At 61.9% G+C, this 17,913-nt stretch carries 16 protein-coding genes; 2 read left to right on the top strand and 14 right to left on the bottom strand.

Annotated elements, in window-relative coordinates:
* The first annotated feature begins 521 nt into the window (after positions 1-521).
* Positions 522-3,152 carry a LuxR C-terminal-related transcriptional regulator gene (locus TM49_RS03885; protein ID WP_158498600.1) on the top strand — a complete coding sequence of 877 codons (2,631 nt, stop codon included), beginning with the start codon at positions 522-524 and terminating at the stop codon, positions 3,150-3,152.
* Here the strand turns inward: TM49_RS03885 and TM49_RS03880 are convergent.
* From TM49_RS03880 to TM49_RS03845, 8 genes are all read right to left on the bottom strand, one after another.
* Positions 3,113-4,198: a DUF917 domain-containing protein gene (locus TM49_RS03880; protein WP_045679617.1), complete on the bottom strand. Its 1,086-nt coding sequence runs from the start codon at positions 4,196-4,198 to the stop codon at positions 3,113-3,115. The genes TM49_RS03885 and TM49_RS03880 overlap by 40 nt on opposite strands.
* On the bottom strand, positions 4,195-5,286 hold the full coding sequence (locus TM49_RS03875) for a DUF917 domain-containing protein (RefSeq protein WP_045679616.1): 1,092 nt from the start codon (positions 5,284-5,286) through the stop codon (positions 4,195-4,197). The genes TM49_RS03880 and TM49_RS03875 overlap by 4 nt, the downstream gene beginning before the upstream one ends.
* Positions 5,283-6,836: a hydantoinase/oxoprolinase family protein gene (locus tag TM49_RS03870; protein ID WP_045679615.1), complete on the bottom strand. Its 1,554-nt coding sequence runs from the start codon at positions 6,834-6,836 to the stop codon at positions 5,283-5,285. Before TM49_RS03870 ends, TM49_RS03875 begins: the two co-directional genes overlap by 4 nt.
* 106 nt (positions 6,837-6,942) lie before the next feature.
* The gene (locus TM49_RS03865) at positions 6,943-8,037 is read right to left on the bottom strand and encodes an ABC transporter ATP-binding protein (RefSeq protein ID WP_045684725.1); all 1,095 of its coding nucleotides are present in this window, start codon (positions 8,035-8,037) and stop codon (positions 6,943-6,945) included.
* 72 nt (positions 8,038-8,109) lie between these two features.
* Entirely contained in the window at positions 8,110-9,210 is a 1,101-nt protein-coding gene (locus TM49_RS03860) for a type 2 periplasmic-binding domain-containing protein (protein WP_045679614.1), read from the bottom strand.
* A gap of 27 nt (positions 9,211-9,237) precedes the next feature.
* A complete protein-coding gene (locus tag TM49_RS03855) occupies positions 9,238-10,044 on the bottom strand; it encodes an ABC transporter permease (RefSeq protein ID WP_045679613.1) in 807 nt (268 codons plus the stop codon).
* A complete protein-coding gene (locus TM49_RS03850; RefSeq protein WP_045679612.1) occupies positions 10,044-10,943 on the bottom strand; it encodes an ABC transporter permease in 900 nt (299 codons plus the stop codon). Before TM49_RS03850 ends, TM49_RS03855 begins: the two co-directional genes overlap by 1 nt.
* 4 nt (positions 10,944-10,947) lie before the next feature.
* Positions 10,948-11,712 (bottom strand): aspartate/glutamate racemase family protein, encoded by a 765-nt coding sequence (locus TM49_RS03845; RefSeq protein WP_045679611.1) that lies wholly within the window; start codon positions 11,710-11,712, stop codon positions 10,948-10,950.
* Positions 11,713-12,018: 306 nt separating this feature from the next.
* Between TM49_RS03845 and TM49_RS23300 the strand changes: the two genes are divergently transcribed.
* A complete protein-coding gene (locus TM49_RS23300; RefSeq protein ID WP_144409466.1) occupies positions 12,019-13,026 on the top strand; it encodes a nitroreductase family protein in 1,008 nt (335 codons plus the stop codon).
* Positions 13,027-13,234: 208 nt separating this feature from the next.
* On the opposite strand, the gene TM49_RS03835 is transcribed toward TM49_RS23300, so the two are convergent.
* The 6 genes from TM49_RS03835 to TM49_RS03810 all read right to left on the bottom strand — a co-directional run bounded on the left by TM49_RS03835 (position 13,235) and on the right by TM49_RS03810 (position 17,804).
* The gene (locus TM49_RS03835; protein WP_045679609.1) at positions 13,235-13,822 is read right to left on the bottom strand and encodes a nucleoside 2-deoxyribosyltransferase; all 588 of its coding nucleotides are present in this window, start codon (positions 13,820-13,822) and stop codon (positions 13,235-13,237) included.
* Complete coding sequence (locus tag TM49_RS03830) at positions 13,819-14,400, bottom strand: AAA family ATPase (protein ID WP_045679608.1); 582 nt, start codon at positions 14,398-14,400, stop codon at positions 13,819-13,821. Before TM49_RS03830 ends, TM49_RS03835 begins: the two co-directional genes overlap by 4 nt.
* Positions 14,401-14,426: 26 nt before the next feature.
* Positions 14,427-15,173, bottom strand: coding sequence for an ABC transporter permease (locus tag TM49_RS03825; RefSeq protein ID WP_045679607.1), 747 nt, complete (start codon positions 15,171-15,173; stop codon positions 14,427-14,429).
* Positions 15,170-15,928 (bottom strand): ABC transporter permease, encoded by a 759-nt coding sequence (locus TM49_RS03820; RefSeq protein ID WP_045679606.1) that lies wholly within the window; start codon positions 15,926-15,928, stop codon positions 15,170-15,172. Before TM49_RS03820 ends, TM49_RS03825 begins: the two co-directional genes overlap by 4 nt.
* A complete protein-coding gene (locus TM49_RS03815) occupies positions 15,925-16,716 on the bottom strand; it encodes an ABC transporter ATP-binding protein (RefSeq protein ID WP_179945021.1) in 792 nt (263 codons plus the stop codon). The genes TM49_RS03820 and TM49_RS03815 overlap by 4 nt, the downstream gene beginning before the upstream one ends.
* Positions 16,717-16,778: 62 nt before the next feature.
* On the bottom strand, positions 16,779-17,804 hold the full coding sequence (locus TM49_RS03810) for an ABC transporter substrate-binding protein (RefSeq protein ID WP_045679605.1): 1,026 nt from the start codon (positions 17,802-17,804) through the stop codon (positions 16,779-16,781).
* Positions 17,805-17,913 lie beyond the last annotated feature (109 nt).

The raw sequence follows: 17,913 nt of genomic DNA, 5'->3' as shown, positions 1-17,913 counted from the left end.
CAGTGGAGAATTGTGTGGTAAGATAGTGGTTTTCAACATGTCCAGCAAAACAGTGTCCAAATCCAGCCCCCGCAAAACGCGGGGGCTTTTTGCGTTTCTGGTGGAGCCTTTGTCGTCTCCCGACAAAACACTCGACGCCGGATGTAGGAGATCCGCGATCGCACGATAGCGTGTCGCCATCGACGGGTGAGCAGGACCGGCTCCGGTGCCTCGATGGACGCAAGTTCGTGCTCAAGGGTTTTGCGGCGGCGATCGAGGTCGTTTCATGCGGTCCTTGACCTGATCGGCCGGTACGTCCGCGACAAGCGACCGGGACCAGCACCGGCCCAAACGGGCAAGGGCGCGGCAGCTGCGCTCTCTTGTGAATGATAGCGGCGTTGGGGCGCGGAAATTGCACGTCTTTCTGAGATCAGATAAACAGGATCCAGGCGGATGGCTTGGGTTTTTTGCGAAAGGGCAGGCCGTCCTTTCTGCCCATGCAACCGACAGAGCACGTCAGCGGGATCATCACGACAAATACCGTGAACACAAAACACTCAGACAGCCCACCCGTGCCGCCGCGCAACGCTTTGAAGCTTCTAGCGCGCACCGAGCTTGAAAGTCGGCTCGCCTCCGGTCTTGAAGGGCAGGTCGTTCTGATCCAGGCGCCCGCCGGATACGGCAAGACCGAGCTGATGGCCAGGCTGTTCCACACCTCCGAACGGCGCGGGCGGCAGGCGCTGTGGTTCAGTCTCGCTTCGGAAGATAGGGCAGAGGCCGTCGAGCGACGGATCGCGGCTTCGCTTGGAGCGGATGCCGCAGAGCCCGACTGGCTCGATGCGTTCTGCCGCACCCAGAACGGTCTCATCGAGTTCTACTTTGATGACGCCGAACGCATGCGTGATCCCTCACTCCTCTCATGGCTTCTCGACCGGCTGCCGGACCGCGTGCGTATCGTGATCGCCGGACGCCGGGTGCCCGATCTTCCGCTTTCGCGCTTGCGCATGCGGGGGCTCCTGGCCGAATTGACCGCACGGCATCTCCAGTTCAGCCGCGGCGAAATCCGCCAGCTTCTCGGCGCGTGGCTGACCCAGGATGAGCTCGAGCGTCTGCGGGAGACGCTGGGCGGCTGGCCCGCACTCAACAGGCTCGCGCTCATCGAACTGGAGCAGGGCGCCAAGGGACTGGAGCGGACGGCTCTGATTGAGGGCCAGTCGCGCGTCTACCGTGAGTTTCTGCATGAGGAAATCTTCCGCTATCTTGATGACATGGAATTGAGTGTGCTGAAGGCGGTCGAAGGGATCGACGAGTTCACCCTCAAGATCGCCTCCGCTCTCGCCGGCCTTCCCTATGACTATGGCACGTTGCGCAAGATCGAGCGACTTTCGCCGCTGATCGAGACCGAGGAGCAGAATGCGGGCTGGTTTCGCCTTTCGCCTGTTGTGGCCAGCGCGCTTGAAACGCTGCATGCCGGTGAAAGCAATGAGGCGCGCAAGGAAAGACACATCCATGCAGCCCGACTTTTTGCGGAAAACGGCAACCTTGCGAAGTCGGTTCTGCATGCCTCGATCGCTGGCGAGTATGACCTTGCGGTGAGGATCATCGAGCAGGCCGGCGGTGTCGAACTGTTTCTCCGGGCTGGCTATACCGTGCTGCGTGGCATCATCCGCGCCGTTCCGCACGCCGTGGTACTGAAGACGCCATCGCTGCGGCTCTGCCGCGCGGTCATGCTAGCCAAGACGGGCCAGATCCGCGAAGCCCGTGCCGTTCTCGATGCCTTGCTTGAAGATACTCGCACAGGCCAGATTCCTGCGAGCGAACAATGGGTCGGCATGCTGCGCCATATCGACAGTCTCAGTGAGGTCTACGAGGATCGTGCGATGGACCTCGCGGGTATCACCTGGCTGCGCGAGGAGGCCGATGGCGAACGCAAGGAAAATACCTGGCGGCTTGGCTGGATCTACAATCACCTGACGATCTGCTACACTCGCATGGGTGAGCTGGACGAGGCCTCGGCGACTGCGGAGCGCGGCCTGGCCCTCTATCAGGAGGAGCGATCGACCTATCCTCAGGCCTTCATGCTCATCCATCTCGGCTTTGTGAACATGCTGGCCAACAATCTGCAGACCGCCCTCGGCTATCTCGACGAGGCCTTCAAGATCATCCACGCCCAATACTGGAATGATGCCAATCTGCTGGCGATCGCGAACGTGCCGCTCGCAGGCATCCGCTACCGTCAGGGCAGGGTGAAGGAAGCCGGCGCCCTGATGCAGCGCGATGTGCCGATCATGGAAAACGGCGAGGGCTGGGTGGATTTCTATGTCGAGGCCTATGCGGTCCTGGCCCGCACGCGGCTTGCGGACAGCGGTCTGTTTGCCGCCCAGGAGGTGCTGGAGAGTGGCGCTCAGCTCGCCCATTCCCGCGATCTTCCGCGCCTGAGGCAGTCGCTTTCCGTCCTCAGGGTCGAGCTGCAGACATTTGCTGGCGCATTTGAAGCCGCCGAGATGACCACCCAGAACTGGCCTTCGCTTGGCAACGCCGCCGACTGGCCGACGCACCGGGAATGGTGGGATGCGACATTGGCGATCAGCCGCCTGCGCTTGCGCCAGGGCGCCCCTAGTGAGGCCTTCGCGCTGCTGGAGCCGCTCGCCGAGGCGGTTCGCAAGGCCGGGCGCGCCGAACATCTGATCCGCATTGATCTGCTTCTGGCCGAGGCGCATGCCCATGCCGGCGACGATGACGCCGCCGTTGCCGCGCTGAGCGAAGCCGCCGCGCTGGCGCTGCCGTCCGGCCAGATCCAGCACTATCGCGACGAGGGACGCGCCTTTGCCGAAACCATGCGCAAGCTCGTCCGGCGCGTCGGTCTTTCACGCCTCGGCACGACGACATCGCAATATCTGGCGGCTGTCGTCGTGCCGGAGGCGAGGCGTATCCCGAACGGTGGCTTGCTGAGCCGGCGCGAGGCCGAAGTATTGTCGCTTCTTGCAGAGGGCCTGCCCAACAAGGCGATCGCCCGCCGGCTCAATGTGGGGGAGCCGACGGTGAAGTTTCATCTGAAGAACCTGTTTGCCAAGCTCGGCGTGTCGCGCCGTTCGCTTGCCGTTTCCGTCGCCCGCCAGAGCGGGCTTCTGGCTCAGGACCCACCAAGCGGTGCGTATTCGGCGTCGATGTGAAACGCGGCGGGGCCGAAGACGGAAAGCGCTTCGGGCGTACGCATGATTTCAGGCACGCGAATGCCGAGAATGTTCACCCGCTGGCCATAGCGCAGCCGTTCGGTCGGAATGGCCTCTGCCGTGTCGATATCCAGCACGCAGATGAGATCTGGCACCACGGCAATCACCTTGCCATTGCGTTCCAGTGACAGGTTTTCGTTCTGGATGCGAATGGAATAGGGGGCGCTTCCGTCGAAAGGCGCGATGGTGACGATACCGACCGACCAGCCGTTTTCGACCTTGCGAGCGATGTCGGCGACCTTGCCCGATCCCAAAACCTCGGCATGGCCGTAATGGGTGGCTTTCAGGAAATCGATCAGGGTGGCGAGCGGCGGTTTCTTCGCCCGCTTCGCTTCGCGCAGCACCCGCCCGATATCCTGCGCCAGCGAGATCGTGGCCGGAACGGAAACGCGCTTGGCGGTTTCGCCGCTCATCGGATAGTTGATCAGGCTGACATGGCCGCCCATGCGAATGCAGATACCGCGTGCCAGAAACTCGGCCTTGGCCGCATCCTCGGTCTCGACCATGGCGAGATTGCCGCGTTCATCGGCCATGGCGACCGGGGCCGCCTTCACGCCATAGACGTTGAAGGTTTCCATTTCGAGCTGCGGGAAGGCGCGGCCCATGCCATCGGCATCGACCAGGGGCAGGCCGGTCTGGGCGGCGAGCACGATCGGCAGGCAGGAATTCAGCCCGCCAGCCTCAAACGGCATCAGCGCATCAACCGTCTCACCCGTGACGTCTTCATAATGGCGCAATGCCATCAGCATTTCGTCACCGGATGGGATTTTTTCGATGAGGATCGTCGGCGCGCCCATCGCGCCGCCGGTGACGACCTTCGCATCATTTGCCAGCTCATCCAGCGAGATCAGCCTGACGGGCCCGTGCTCTTCGATGGCGCAGCGCGCCAGCAGCTTGCCGATATAGGGATCGCCGCCGCCGCCAGTGCCGAGAATGGCTGCACCGACGGCAATGTCTTCCAGGTCTTCGGGATGAATTTCTCTCATGCCGAAAGCTCCTCGATCTTCGTATAAGGCTCATCAAGCCCGAAGCATTTCGGGCCGAAGACGGAGAGTGCTTCCGGTGTGCGCATCATTTCCGGCACGGAAACCGAGATGACGGTAACGCGCTGGCCATAACGCAGCATTTCCGTGGTGATCGGCTCGGCGGTCTCGCTGTCCATGATGCAGATGAGGTCCGGCACGATGGCGCGCACCTTGCCGTTAACCCGGGCGATCAGGTTCTCGTTCTGGATCTCGATATCCATCACGCCGTCATAGGCGCCAAAGCCCTCGATCTTTGCCCGGCCCATCGAAAAGCCGTTGCGGGTCTCGCGCTGAAGATCGGCGATCTTGCCGGAATAGATGATGGTGGCGAAGCTATAGAGCGTCTTCGGCATGAAGGCGAGCAGCGCTTCGAACGGGCTCTGGTGATTGGCCTTGGCCTCGCGCAGAACCCTGCCGACCTGAATGGCGAGCGACAGCGTGCGCGGCACGGCAGTGCGCTTCACCTCGGCCCCCGACATCGCATATTCGGCGATATAGGCAGCACCGCCCATGCGGATGGCGACACCGCGCGACAGCCACTCCATCATCTCGTTGGAGCGCGCCTCGATCAGGGTGCAGTCGCCCCATTCGTTGGAAACGGCCATCGGGCAGCCGGAAACACCGTAGACGCCGAAGGTTTCCATCTGCAGTTCCGGAAAGGCCCGGCCCATGCCGTCGCCATCGACGATCGGCAGGCCCATTCGGGCACCAACCAGCAGCGGAATGGTGGAATTGATGCCGCCGACCTCGATCGGCATGGTGTGCGTCGCTGTCTTGCCGAGACGCTTTTCCAGCCGCTTCAGCGACAGGATCGCTTCCTCGCCCGAGGGCAGTTTTTCGACGAGAACGGTCGGCGCGCCCATCATGGCTGTCGGGATGACCAGCGCATCGTCATCAAGCGTGTCGGGATCGACGAGTTCGACCGTCAAGCCGTCATCGAGGCATTTCTGCACCATCTGGCGGCCGATATAGGGGTCGCCACCGCCACCGGTTCCGAGAAAGGCTGCACCGACTGCGAGGTCCTTGAGGTCCTGGGATCCAAGTTTCACTTTACGCCCTCCTTGAGTGCGAGGTCGCCAACGGCCTTGACCCGGATACGGGTCGCCGAGCCCGGCAGGTAGGCAAGCGGCACTTCCTCAATGTCCATGATCTTGACGGTCTCGGCCACGGCCCCTGCGGCAACGGCATTGGCAGAGGCTTCCGCCTTGGCTTCATCGAGCACGTCGTCGCGGCTCCTGCCTTCCATGGCGTAGATCCGGTCGACCTCGCCGCCGACCTGGGCGATCGCCGCGCCGATGGCGTTGGCAACGCCGGCGTTTTCCGGACGGATCACGTTGCTGGCCGAGGGAAGGTCGCGCGAAATCAGCACCGAACCGCCGCCGACCAGAATGACCGGCAGCTTGTCGGCCGAGGTCTTCATCCGGTCGACCGCCTCGTCGACCATGCGGTGCATCGTGTCGATCGCGGCTTCGATGGTCGATTGCGGAATGTGGCTGACCAGCGAAGCATCGCCGATATCGGCAAGCCCGGCGGCCACGATGATGTCCGTTGTCGTCAGCGTATCGCCACCGAACACCAGTGCCTTCGAGGTGATCTCGTAGCCGACCGAATCCGGGCCGATGCGGGCGCCGTCGTCGCGGACCAGAGAACCGCCGCCAAGGCCGATGGCGAGCACATCCGGCATGCGGAAATTGGTGCGCACACCACCGATATCGACGGCAACGGCACTCTCGCGCGGGAACCCCTGCATCAGCATGCCGACATCCGACGTCGTGCCGCCGATATCGACCACCATGGCATCGCCGATGCCGGCAAGCCTTGCCGCGCCGCGCATGGAATTGGTGGGGCCGGAGGCGAAGGTGAGCACCGGATAGCGCTCCACATGCTCCGGCGTCATCAGCGTCCCGTCGTTCTGGCTGATGAAGAACGGCGCGGTGATGCCCTTTTCCTTCAGCGCCGCGCGGAACGAATTGACCACCTTGGTCGAAAGCTCAGCAAGGCAGGCATTCATGATCGCCGCATTCTCGCGCTCCAGGAAGCCGACGCGGCCGATCTCGTGGCTGAGCGAGAGGGCGACATCCGGGCACTGTTCTTTCAGGATTTCTGCCGCCCGCAGCTCCATCACCGCGGTGACGGGGGAAAACACCGAGGTGATGGCTGCGGCGCGGATACCGCGCTCCTTGATCTGTTGGGATATCTCAAGGAGCCCGGCCTCATCGAGCGGCGCAATTTCGCGGCCGTCGAATTCATGCCCGCCGCGCAGCATGAAGGTGTGGCGGCCGAGCGTATCGGCGAGATCGGCGGGCCAGTCGGTCATCGGCGGCACGCCGCGCGTCGCGGGCAGACCGATGCGGATTGCGGCGACTTCCAGCAGGCGCCGGCGCTCGATGACGGCATTGGTAAAATGGGTCGTGCCGATCATCACCGCTTCGATGGCGTCGGGTTTGACGCCGCTTTCGCCCATGACAATCGAAAGGGCAGCCGAAATGCCGGAGCTGACGTCTTCCGTCGTCGGTGACTTGCAGCCGGCAATCACGGTATCGCCATCCAAAATGACAGCATCGGTGTTTGTGCCGCCCACATCAATGCCTATCCGCATTGTGAAATCCTCTCAGTGAAGAAAATGGTTTCCTGTTCCGGCGCAAGATCGTCGCGTCGGCTCGTTTACATCTTTGTTTTTGTTCGCTTGTTGCGCCGTTCCGGAGCTAGCTTCCCGTGCTCACGGACGGATCGTCGGGCAGGATACGCGCCCTTTTCTCCGCCCAGCCAATCTGAACCTGGTCACCGCGGCTCCACCGGGCGAGATGCATCTGGTTCTGCCGTTCCGCGACGATGTCCTGCCCCGCCACACTGAGCCTGTAGCGCAGCATCGCGCCCTGATAGGTCTCGTCCATTACCGTGGCAGTGACCAGCGACACGCCCTGCGCCTCGGCCTCCGGACCCATCAGCACGTTTTCGGGCCGGACGATCAGCTTGGCAGGCATGTTCCTGCCGAGGTGATGTCGCGTGCCCGCCTTCAGCACCTGGTCGCCGAGGCGGTAGGTCGCCACGCCGTCCGTCGCCTCAAGCGCGGTCACGCTGACGACGTTCGACTGGCCGATGAAGGTGGTTACGAACAGCGTCGCCGGCTCCTCGTAGATCTCGCGCGGCGTACCGGAATGCTCGATCTGGCCAGCCCGCATGACGCCGATGCGGTCCGACATCGTCAGCGCCTCGTCCTGGTCGTGGGTGACATAGATCGTGGTGATGCCGAGCTTCTGCTGCAGATCCTTGATCCAGAACTTCATTTCCTCGCGCAGCGTCTTGTCGAGCGCGGAAAGCGGCTCGTCGAGAAGCAGGATGCGTGGTTCGGTCACCAGAACACGGGCGAGCGCTACGCGCTGCTGCTGGCCGCCGGAGAGATTGCGCTGGAAGCGATCCTCGTAGCCGGCAAGTCCGACCTGTTCGAGGGCGGCCTTCACCGCCTTGTCGATCTCGGCGCGTGGCTTCTTTCTGAGCTTCAGGCCGAAGGCGATATTGTCGGCCACCGACATATGCGGAAAGATCGCGTAGTTCTGGAAGACGATGCCGATGTCGCGTTTTTCGGGCGGCAGGGGCGTGAGGTTCTGGCCGCCGACGATGATGCGGCCGGTGGTGGGTTTGACGAAACCTGCCACCATGCGAAGCGTTGTCGACTTGCCGCAACCCGATGGGCCGAGAAGTGCGTAGAACTCGCCTTCCTTGATGTCGAGCGACAGGGAATCGACGGCGGTCGAGTCACCATATTGCTTGGTAAGTTTTTCCAGCCGGATATCGGACACGGCGTTGCTGCCTCGTTTCTTATGGGACGGTGGCGGAGGCGGGCCGGCGAAGGGCCCGCCCTGCATTCTTGCTTACGAACCGAAAATCTCGTTGCAGGTCTCGACGATATCGATTTCGTCCGCGAGATAGGCCGCCCAGTCGGGAATGTGCAGGCCGGCCGTGGCATCGGCCGTGTTTTCGACACCGAGCTTGGCCATTTTTTCCGGAATGACGGCGTTCTTGTTGGTCGGCCGCATCCAGAACTCATCGGCGAAGCCGGTCTGGAATTCGGGCGAAAGCATCCGGTTCAGAAGCGCGAAGGCGAGCTTCTTGGAGGTCGGATCGGCATATTTGCTGATCGTCTGGGTCTGGGTGAGGATGCCCTTGTATTCGTCCCAGTAGTAGAGATCGACCGGAACGCCCTTTTCCTGCTGCAGCAGGGCTTCGGCGTCGGACTGAACGGCGATGTTGACCTCGCCGCGCTCGACAAGCGCGGCCATGTTGCCGGTGAAGTCCGAGATCTTCATCGGCATTGCGTCCTTCATCGCCTGGTAGCCGGCGTCGAAGTCGGTTTCGCTGCTGCCGAACTGGGCGCAGGACGCCATGAAGAACATCATCTGCAGCGTGTTGGAGGTAATGTAGGTACCGCGCTTGCCAGAATAGTCAGGCAACCAGAAGTCCTTGAAGCTCTTCGGCGTGATGCCGACGTCGGAGCGGTAGACGTAGCAATAGCGCGAGAAGGCCCAGGTGATGCCGACACCGGTTTCCATCGAGAAGTCCCAGAGCTGGGCCGTGTTCGGCACATTGGCCTTCACTTCCGCGACGTCCATGAAATAGTCGCCGGCGCCTGCCGTCTTGAACATTTCCGGCATGTTCCAGTTGTTCATGGCAAAGGGCGGGTTTTCCGGACCGGCGGCAACATATTTCGGGAACCAGGGGAAGGTGCTGTCATAGCGGATCTGGCAGTTGAAGTCCTTCTGGAACTGGTCGAGGACCAGCTTGTTCTGGGTTTCCTCCCAGTAGCCGCCCCAGCCGGCGATGTTGAGCACTGCGCCACCGGCATCGAACACGCCGCCGTCATAGGTGACGTCCTGCGAGAAGGCATGGTTGATGTTGAACAGGCTGACGCCCGCGGTTGCCGCGCCCGCCTTGAGCAGGGTGCGTCTGGTAAGGCCGTTCTTGGTATCGGTCATGCTTTTCCCTTTCTGGAGTTGGGCCGCTTATCGCCGGCTCAGTAGTTTTTTGAGGTTGGAGAGACGTGTTGAAATCAGTGTCGAAACCGTGACCAGGCAGATCGCGAAAATGCCGGCCGCCGCCGCCGTCGGCTCGAAGGCGTAGCGCAGCGAGGAATAGATCGCCAAAGGCAGGGTCTGGAGGTTCGGCGTCGACAGGAACAGGGTCAGTTCGAACTGGCCGAAGGACACGATGAAGGCAAAGATCGAGCCTGCGGAAATGCCGGGCGCAATCAGCGGCAGCGTGACTTTGGTGAAGGCTTGTATCGGCGAGGCGCCAAGCGAACGGGCGGCCTCTTCCACGGAAAGATCGAGATCGACCAGCGAGGCGGTGACGGTGGCGATGACGAAGGGCATGGTCACCAGAACATGGCCGATGATCAGACCGGTGAGGCTGCGCGCAAGGCCGATATTGCTCCAGATGAAGAAGACATAGAGCGCGATACCAAGCACGACGCCCGGAAGCACCACCGGCAGGAAGAAGATTGCCCGGAGGAATTCTTTCGACCGGCTGGTGCTACGGGTCAGGAAGATCGATGCCAGCGTGCCGAGAAAGGTCGAGATCAGTGTCGTTGCCAGCGCCAGCCCGAAGGACAACTTGAAGGCGGGCAGGAAGGTCGGTGAGACAAAGAAGTTCCTGATCCAGCGCAGCGAAAACCCTTCCGGCGGAAAGGTCAGGTATTCACCGGAGTTGAGGCCCGCGAGAACGACAATGCCGACAGGAACCAGCAGGACGAGCAGCGCGACTGCAGCGATGACCCGGAAGGTGAAGGGGATCGGATTGACATCTTCCATCAGACACGGCCTCCGGCATTGCGGCGCAGCGCCAGGATATAAAGGCCCATGGCAAACAGCGAGGTGATGAACAGGATTGCGGCAATGGCGGCGCCGAATTGCCAGCGCCCGACTTCGGCGATCTGCTGGTATATGTGGATCGGCAGGGTGATGACCTTCCAGCCACCCATCAGTGCCGGCACGACATAGGACGAGATCGCCAGCGCGAAGACCAGCAGCGTCCCGGCATAGACACCGGGCAGAGACAGCGGCCAGGTAATGGTGCGCATCACGTGCCAGCGGGTCGAACCAAGGCTGCGGGCTGCCTCTTCAAGCGACGGATTGATCGAGCGGATCGCGCCGATCAGCGACAGCACCATGAACGGCAGCGTGACCTGGACCAGGCCGACGATCACGCCGAAGGCGTTGTACATCAGCGGCAGGGGCTCGCTGATGATGCCAAGCGCCATCAGCCCGGAATTGATCAGCCCCTTGTCACCCATCAGCACCATCAGGCCATAGAGCCTGATGACCATGTCGAGCTGCATCGAGCTCAACACCAGGATCGTCAGAAGCGTCGCCGTGCCGGGCTTCAGGGTGCGGGCGATGATGAAGGCCAGCGGATAGCCGATGATCAGGCAGGCCGCCGACACCACGGCGCCGATCCACACCGATCGCCAGATCGCCATGTAATAGAGCGACTTCGTGAAGATCCGCTCGTAATTGTCGAGCGAGAAATTGCCCTGAAAGGTGATCTGGCCCGGCATGGCCTTGTCGAAGCTCGACAGGAACAGCGAGATGACCGGGATCAGGAAGAACAGGATGATGAACAGGATCGCGGGCAGGACCAACCACCAGAGATTAGGCTTCAGCCATGCCGGCCCTGTTCTTTCGTGTGTCGCCGCGGTCGCATCCGTCATCAGATCACTCCGCTGCGTTCAGGCGCAGGTCCGGCATGTCGTAGCCGGGCATGGCCTTTTCCGGCGGGAGCGGATAGGTGCGCTCCGACTGGCTGAGATTGGCCCGCACCAGGCCTGCCGCGATGTTGACTGCGGTCGGGATCGGGTCGATGACGGGAACGTCGATACCGCGCTGCAGCAGTCCTTCGCGCACAGCCGCCGCACAGCCGAACAGGCCGGTGCAGCCGAAAATGATGGCATGCGCACCATCCAGCTGGACGGCCTTTTGCGCCTCGTCGATGAGGATCTTGCGGGTCCTGTCCATGTCGGCTTCAAGTTCCAATACAGGGATTTCGACGGAACGGGCCGATGCCATGCGCGATGACAGCCCGGCGAGCGCCGCGGCATTCTCGAACTGGGCGATCAGCCGATTGACGATGGTGATGACCGAGAACTTGTGGCCCAGCATGGCCGCAATGTGCATGCCGGTATTGCAGGGGCCGAGGACCGGGATAGAGACGGTCTCGCGCGCCGCCCTCAGGCCGGGATCGCCCATGCAGTCGATGACGCAGGCATCAACGCCCTCGCGCTCGGCCTCGATGATCCTGGCGACCGTGTCAGGCGCTGCCATCGCGCCCTCATACTCGCTTTCGATCGAAGCCGGGCCCTTCGCAATCTGCGTGGCCGAGACGATCAGCCCATCCGTCTCGAGAGACTTCACCGCTGCATCGGAGCGGAAGCCGAGCGTTGTGATCGGCGAGATGATACGGACGTGTACTGGCTTGGTCACGGCTATGTTCCCTGTCGCTTTGCGGCGTCTTATGTTGCCGACATAGTGTGTGCCTTGAGGGGACGAGAGAAGGTCTTTCACGGATAGGTTTTTGCATAATTCGGTCGAGTTTCTGAAAATGAACGCAATCAAGACCCATTCCTATGGATAGGGTATTGTTATTTTATACATATTTTACAAATAGATAAATTCTATCCAAAGCATCATGGTTTTTCCGATAAACCTATCCTAACCGAATGACGTGCACTTGCTTTGCCAGGCGATCCGAAACAATCTCGTGGCCAGTAGCCTGCTGGAGTATTGCTCATGTCCGGACCCATGCCCGAGCCCCGTCCATCGTCTTCGCAACGAAGAGAACTGTTCGACACGCTGGTGGCCAACACCTGGCGTGATGTGCGGCGCTTCTGGCGCAGTTCCTTTACCGGCGCGGCCAGAAACCGTGAAAATCTGCGTGCGCGGATCGCCATCGGTTTGCACTTTCTCGAATATGGCTCCGCGCTTGAGGGCGCCAAAGCGGGGCATGGGCAGGAAAAGGCCAACCAGCTCGCTGCCGACATCGATACCTTTATCGCCCATTTCGGTCCTGATGCCACAACCGAGATCGCGCTTCGAACGCTTGAAAGCTATCTGGCGTTCAATGATGAAAGCGGCATCGACCTCGGTGCCATCAGAGCGGTCGTCGAGCGCCATGGCAATAGCCGGAAAAGCGGTTTGCGTGGCGGCGTGGAAACGGTGACGGCCGATGACATCCGCCGCCGCGGCATGATCGATTTCATGTCATTTGCCGAGGCGCGCCACTCGATCAGAAGCTACAAGAACGAGCCTGTACCGGCGTCATCCATCGAACAGGCAGTGCGGATCGCGCAGCAGTCGCCATCCTCCTGCAACCGGCAGACTTGCCGCGCCCGGATATGGACGGAGCCATCCGATATCGCCAGGATTACCGCGTTGCAAAACGGCAATCGCGGCTTCGGCGATCAGCTGGGCGGCATTGCGATCATCACGTCGGATCTGGCCCATTGGGAGCATGCCCATGAACGCTATCAGGCCTGGATCGATGGCGGCATGTTCGCGATGAGCTTTGCCTATGGCCTGCACGCCGAAGGGCTCGGCGCGGTGATGCTGAACTGGTCGGTAACCCATGATCAGGACGACAGGCTGCGGCGTCTGATCGATCTGCCGGAAAGCGAGCTGGTCATCACCATGGTCGGCTTCGGTGTCCTGCCCGATAGACTGAAGGTGCCGGTCTCGCAGCGAAAGCCCCTCGACTACGCGCTCGTGCTCGACGCTCCGCTGAGTGCCGCCGCCCGGTAAAGCCGGACGTGGTGTCGAGCGGGCCGATACTGTGGACGCTGCTGCGTTCGGCATGTTGGAGCCCTTCACACTGTGACACTCTTCATCCGGATCTGCGCGTTCCAGGGCTGCCCCCTGAAAGGCAGTCCTGGATCATGTTTGTGCTGATCCGGAAACAACGGTGCCGACAAGACCAAGGTGGCCGTGACTGCTCCCGCATGGGCCGTCGTCAGCGGCCGCTGTAAAAGCTGCGGGCCCTTTCCAGGCACTTCCGGAATGCGGCGAGGTCGCCCAGAACGTCCTCGCCCCTGGCCTCTTCGGCAACAAAGCAGCCGCCGCTTTCGGCTGCTGCGGTATCGAGCATCAGGTTGTCGGCCATGCCATGGTTCTCGACCATCAGCCCGTCGGGACCGCGGGTCACGCCATCCACGTTGCTGAGCGGCTTGCCGCCGTAATAGTCGGCGGTCAACCGGGTGTAATAGTCGCGCCCCGAATTGGAATAGGCGAACACCGGCTTGCCCTGCGCCCGCATGTAGCCGACCTCGAAGGCCGTGCCGACATCGGCAGAAATGCCGCGAAACGGCGTCAGGTTGGCGATGATGAAATCGGCCTCGTCCATCTTGCGCTCATTGGCGAGGCCGATGGCAATGCCGAACTGGAAGGCCGTCAGCCCGTCCGGGCTGAGGTCGTCTTCGGCAAGGGTGGAGGGGGCGAAACCGTATTCCTGAACGATCTCGCCCTTCTTCCGCATGACCTCCGACGCGTTTTCGAAAAACACGTCGGGGCCTGCGATATAAACCTTCTTGCGTGCGCTCATTTCAGTTTGCCCGCGTCCAGAGCGGCGAGGATCCATTCACGCCACTTGGTGTCACGACCGGCCTTTTCGGGAATGACCTTCGAGGCCTCTTCCATGAAGAAGCGGTAATCGCGCCCCATTTCCTGGCCGCGTCCGGTGTGCATGTCGAGCGCGACATCCGGGATTTGCGGCAGGTTTTCGCCAAGCTCGACGGAACGGCGGGCCCAGTTGACGAGGTCGTCCGAGGTGCGTTCCTTCTCCGAACCCGCGATCAGGCGGATGACATGGGCGGCAAACAGGAAGCGGTCGCCGACCGGGCGGGGGTAGCGTTTGTGCTGCTGGTAGAGCGTTTCAACGATCACTGGCAGGTTGGGATTGCCGGTGCCGACGTCTTCCACGGCGATCACGCAAAGGCGCGACCACATCATCTCTTCCATCTCGGGGCTGGTGAGAAACATTTCCCAGCCGAGCAGGATTGCGTTTTCGAGCATGCCGCGGCGCAGGCATTTCTGCAGCGCGGAGATGACCTCGTCAGCGGCGAAGCCATTTTCCGTGGTCGTACGCTGCCACGGATCCGGCGGTTGTTGAACCTTGATCATTTCATAGTCTCCATTGGTTGCGGCGCTTACGACCAGCGCGCCTTGACGGCGCGTTCGGCCCGCTGCGCAAGGAAGAAGCAGATAATCGCGGTGACGGCGGCAACCAGCGACGTGCCCAGTGCACGCTCCATGGCAAAGCGGCCGGTTGCCTCGCGAAACAGGAAGCCGAGGCCCGAGCGGCCCATCAGAAACTCGGCAAGAATGGCGGCCAGGACGGATTCCGGCACGATGAGGCGAAGCGCGATCATCATGTTGGGAACCGCCGATGGCAGGACCAGACGATAGAAACGCTGAATGCGGCTTGCACCGAAGACGGCGAAGAGATCGGGCGCGCCGCGCGGCAGATCGTTCAGCCCCGCACCCGCAAAAACAAAGGTCGGGAAGAAGGCCGATACCGCGACAATCGCCACCACGGTCGATATGTCGTAGCCCAGAATGCGGGCGAGGATCGGAATGAGCGCGACAATCGGGATCGACGAAAAGATCAGCCCGATCGGCGTCAGCATGCCGGAGAGGAGCCGCGAGCACCATGCCAGCACCGCGACAAGAATACCGAGCGCAAAGCCGATGACGAGGCCGCTGGCCGAGACGGCAAGCGTCTGGGCCGCATTGGCAAGGTAGAGCCCGGGATTGGTGGCGATATCGCGGGCGACCGGCAGTGGTCCGGGCAGAACGATCGAATTGAGTTCGGCAATCGTAACCCAGGCCTGCCATGCGGCGATGACGGCGAGAATGCTCCAGTTGCGGGCGAAGAAGCGTCGGATTCCGGTCATTGGCCGTACCTTTGCTGAACGCCGCGCTCGGCAAGGCCCATCAGGCCATAGGCGACAAGCGAGGTCAGGGTTGCCAGAAGCACGGCCGACCACAGCATCGGAATCTGGAAATTCTGCATGCCGGAGATCATCAGTAGGCCGAGCCCGCGCGAGGCGCCGAACCATTCGCCGACAATCGCGCCCATGAAGGCGACCGGAACGGCAAGTTTCAGACCGGAGACGATCGAGGGGAGGGCCGCGGGGAGTTCCAGGCGGGCAAAGCGGGAAAACGGGCTGGCGCCGAGCACGGAAAACAGATCCTGATGGGCGCGGTGGGCGCTTTCCAGGCCGGATGTCGTTGCCACGTAAACCAGATAGAAGACGGCGAGCGCCGAGATCGCGGCCGGTATCGCATCGCGCGGCAGAATGACCATGAAGACCGGCGCCAGTGCGATGGCCGGCGTTGCGTGGATCACCGCCACGAGCTGATCGATGCCTTCGCGTGCGGGACGGATAATGCGCACCAGCATGGCAATGGCCAGGCCGATGAGAAGGCCGAGCCCGTAGCCGATGCCAACGGATGAGAAGCTTGCCGCTGCAGCGCGTGCGAGAAGCGTGTGATGGGCAGGATCCGCGAGATAGGCGATCACCGTTGTCAGCGGCGGCCATGTGAAGCCCGCCAGCCGGTAAACGCCGATCAGCTGCCAGGCGCCAAGGAAAGCGACAACGCCAAGGAGCCCGGGCAGCGCATGCGAGGCCTTTCTCGCAAACCTCATGGGGTGTTCCCCTCAGGCTCGAGTGCGAGCGTCAGTTCATCGACGAGGGCATGAAATTCCGGGGAGCGCATCACGGAAGGGTCGCGTGGCCGGTCAAACGGGACGGCAAGGTCGCGCAGGATCCGACCCGGCCGTCCGCTCATGACAAGAATGCGGTCTGCCAGAAACAAGGCCTCGTCGACGGAATGGGTGACGAGCAACGTCGTCAGCGTGCGCGCGCTCCAGATGCGCTGCAGCTCGACATTCATGTGCCGGCGGGTGACGGCATCGAGCGCGCCGAAGGGTTCGTCGAGCAGCAGCACGTCCGGCTCCAGCACAAGCGCGCGGGCAATCGAGGCACGCTGGCGCATGCCGCCCGAAAGCTGGCTCGGCCGGGCCTTTTCAAAACCGGTGAGGCCGACAAGCTTCAGGAGTTCGCCGATACGCGCCCGATCCACGGGCTGGCCGGAAACGCGGAAGGGAAGCTCAACGTTCTTTTCGATGGAAAGCCATGGCAACAGCGCGTGATCCTGAAAGGCGACGCCAAGGCGGTGCTGGGCTGCCAGTTCGCTCGGCGCCGAGCGTTCGGCCTCGACAACGCCCTCGCTTGTCGTATCGAGACCGGCCACAAGGCGCAGGATCGTGCTCTTGCCGCAACCCGAAGGTCCGAGAATGGCGACAAACTCGCCTTCGGCAATGGTGACATCGATATTTTCAAGCGCGGTCAGCGTGCTGCCGTCATCCAGAGAGAAGCGTTTCGCCACATTGGACAGGCTGATGGCTGCTTTGTCGGTCAAGTCCGTCTCCATGAAACCGTGGCCACCGGCAGCGTCTTGCAACAACACTGCCGGTCGCCTGTCTACGGATTGTATCAGAGTGACTTCAGCGCTTCTTCGAGCGGACCAAGGTCGACAATATCAGCCGCACTCGGGATGTTTTCGATACCAGCGGCTGCGGCAACGGGGGCGCAGTTGGTGTCAACCAGCGTCGCGTCGAACCAGAACGGGCCGGGCGCATCGGGTGCCGTGATCAGCGGCATTTCGAGTTCGCTCTGGCGGGTCGTCTGTTCAAGGCTGAGGCCGAAATCGGCGCCGAATTTTTCCACCGCCAGCTTTGCGCCGAGGCTCGGGTCCTTGCCGTTTTCCAGCCAGCCGCGGGCAAGCGCACGCAGATAGCCGACGACGAGGTCGCGGTTTTCCGCGACATAGGCGCGATCCGCGACGATCGGGCCGGCGGGCACGTTGTAGCCAAGGTCGGAGAACAGCGTGACGAAGAAATCCTTGCCCTCGACAAGGCCCATCTGCTCGAAGGTGATCGGCTGGTTGGTGGCAAAGGCCATATAGGCATCGCCGTCGCCGGCCAGCAGCGGCTCCGGCGAAAAGCCGGTGGGCACGATTTCGAAGTCCTTCGGCAGGCCTGCCTTTTCCAGAACAAAATCAATGGTGTTCTTGTCGGCTGGAAGCTGGCTGAGGATTTTCTTGCCGACAAGCTGCTCCGGCGTTGTTACCGGATTTTTGGCCATCGACATCAGTGCTGCAGGGCTCTGCGGGAAGGCGGCGCCGAGGACGACGAAGTCATTGCCGCGATTGATGGCTTCAAACAGCGGCACCCAGTCGCCACCGGCGTAATCGGCCTGGCCGGCGGCAAGCTGTACCAGAACGCCCGGCGCGTTCGGGCCACCGGGGCTATACTGAATGTCGATGCCTTCTTCCGCGAAATAGCCGTTTTCGATGGCGACCCACAGGCCGGCATATTCGGCATTGGGGATCCAGCCGAGCGCGGTGGTCACCGGCGTCAGGCTCTGGCCGAAGGAGAAGCGGGGTGCGGCAAGGCCCGCCACAGCGGCGCTGCCGAGCGCAATGAAGGAGCGTCGGGAAAGGGAAGGAATGTGTGTCATTGGCGGTCGTTACCCTGTAGGAAAATGAGAAATACCTTCGAGAGGATGTATGATTTGTTATATTTCTTGTTCACCTCTGTTACATTCGTTACATAAAGCTGCGCGGAGG

It is taken from the genome of Martelella endophytica (assembly GCF_000960975.1).
Classification (GTDB): Bacteria; Pseudomonadota; Alphaproteobacteria; order Rhizobiales; family Rhizobiaceae; genus Martelella; species Martelella endophytica.
The sequence above is the reverse complement of the archived record's forward strand: the minus strand, read 5'-3'. Positions and strand labels throughout refer to the sequence as shown.

Excerpts from the sequence above, each read along its gene's own strand:
- TM49_RS03820 (WP_045679606.1), bottom strand. The coding sequence starts at position 15,928 with ATGAGGTTTGCGAGAAAGGCCTCGCATGCGCTGCCCGGGCTCCTTGGC.
- TM49_RS03860 (WP_045679614.1), bottom strand. The coding sequence starts at position 9,210 with ATGACCGATACCAAGAACGGCCTTACCAGACGCACCCTGCTCAAGGCG.
- TM49_RS03870 (WP_045679615.1), bottom strand. The coding sequence starts at position 6,836 with ATGCGGATAGGCATTGATGTGGGCGGCACAAACACCGATGCTGTCATT.
- TM49_RS03855 (WP_045679613.1), bottom strand. The coding sequence starts at position 10,044 with ATGGAAGATGTCAATCCGATCCCCTTCACCTTCCGGGTCATCGCTGCA.
- TM49_RS03810 (WP_045679605.1), bottom strand. The coding sequence starts at position 17,804 with ATGACACACATTCCTTCCCTTTCCCGACGCTCCTTCATTGCGCTCGGC.
- TM49_RS03825 (WP_045679607.1), bottom strand. The coding sequence starts at position 15,173 with ATGACCGGAATCCGACGCTTCTTCGCCCGCAACTGGAGCATTCTCGCC.
- TM49_RS03850 (WP_045679612.1), bottom strand. The coding sequence starts at position 10,943 with ATGACGGATGCGACCGCGGCGACACACGAAAGAACAGGGCCGGCATGG.
- TM49_RS03830 (WP_045679608.1), bottom strand. The coding sequence starts at position 14,400 with ATGATCAAGGTTCAACAACCGCCGGATCCGTGGCAGCGTACGACCACG.
- TM49_RS03835 (WP_045679609.1), bottom strand. The coding sequence starts at position 13,822 with ATGAGCGCACGCAAGAAGGTTTATATCGCAGGCCCCGACGTGTTTTTC.
- TM49_RS03880 (WP_045679617.1), bottom strand. The coding sequence starts at position 4,198 with ATGAGAGAAATTCATCCCGAAGACCTGGAAGACATTGCCGTCGGTGCA.
- TM49_RS03815 (WP_179945021.1), bottom strand. The coding sequence starts at position 16,716 with ATGGAGACGGACTTGACCGACAAAGCAGCCATCAGCCTGTCCAATGTG.
- TM49_RS23300 (WP_144409466.1), top strand. The coding sequence starts at position 12,019 with ATGTCCGGACCCATGCCCGAGCCCCGTCCATCGTCTTCGCAACGAAGA.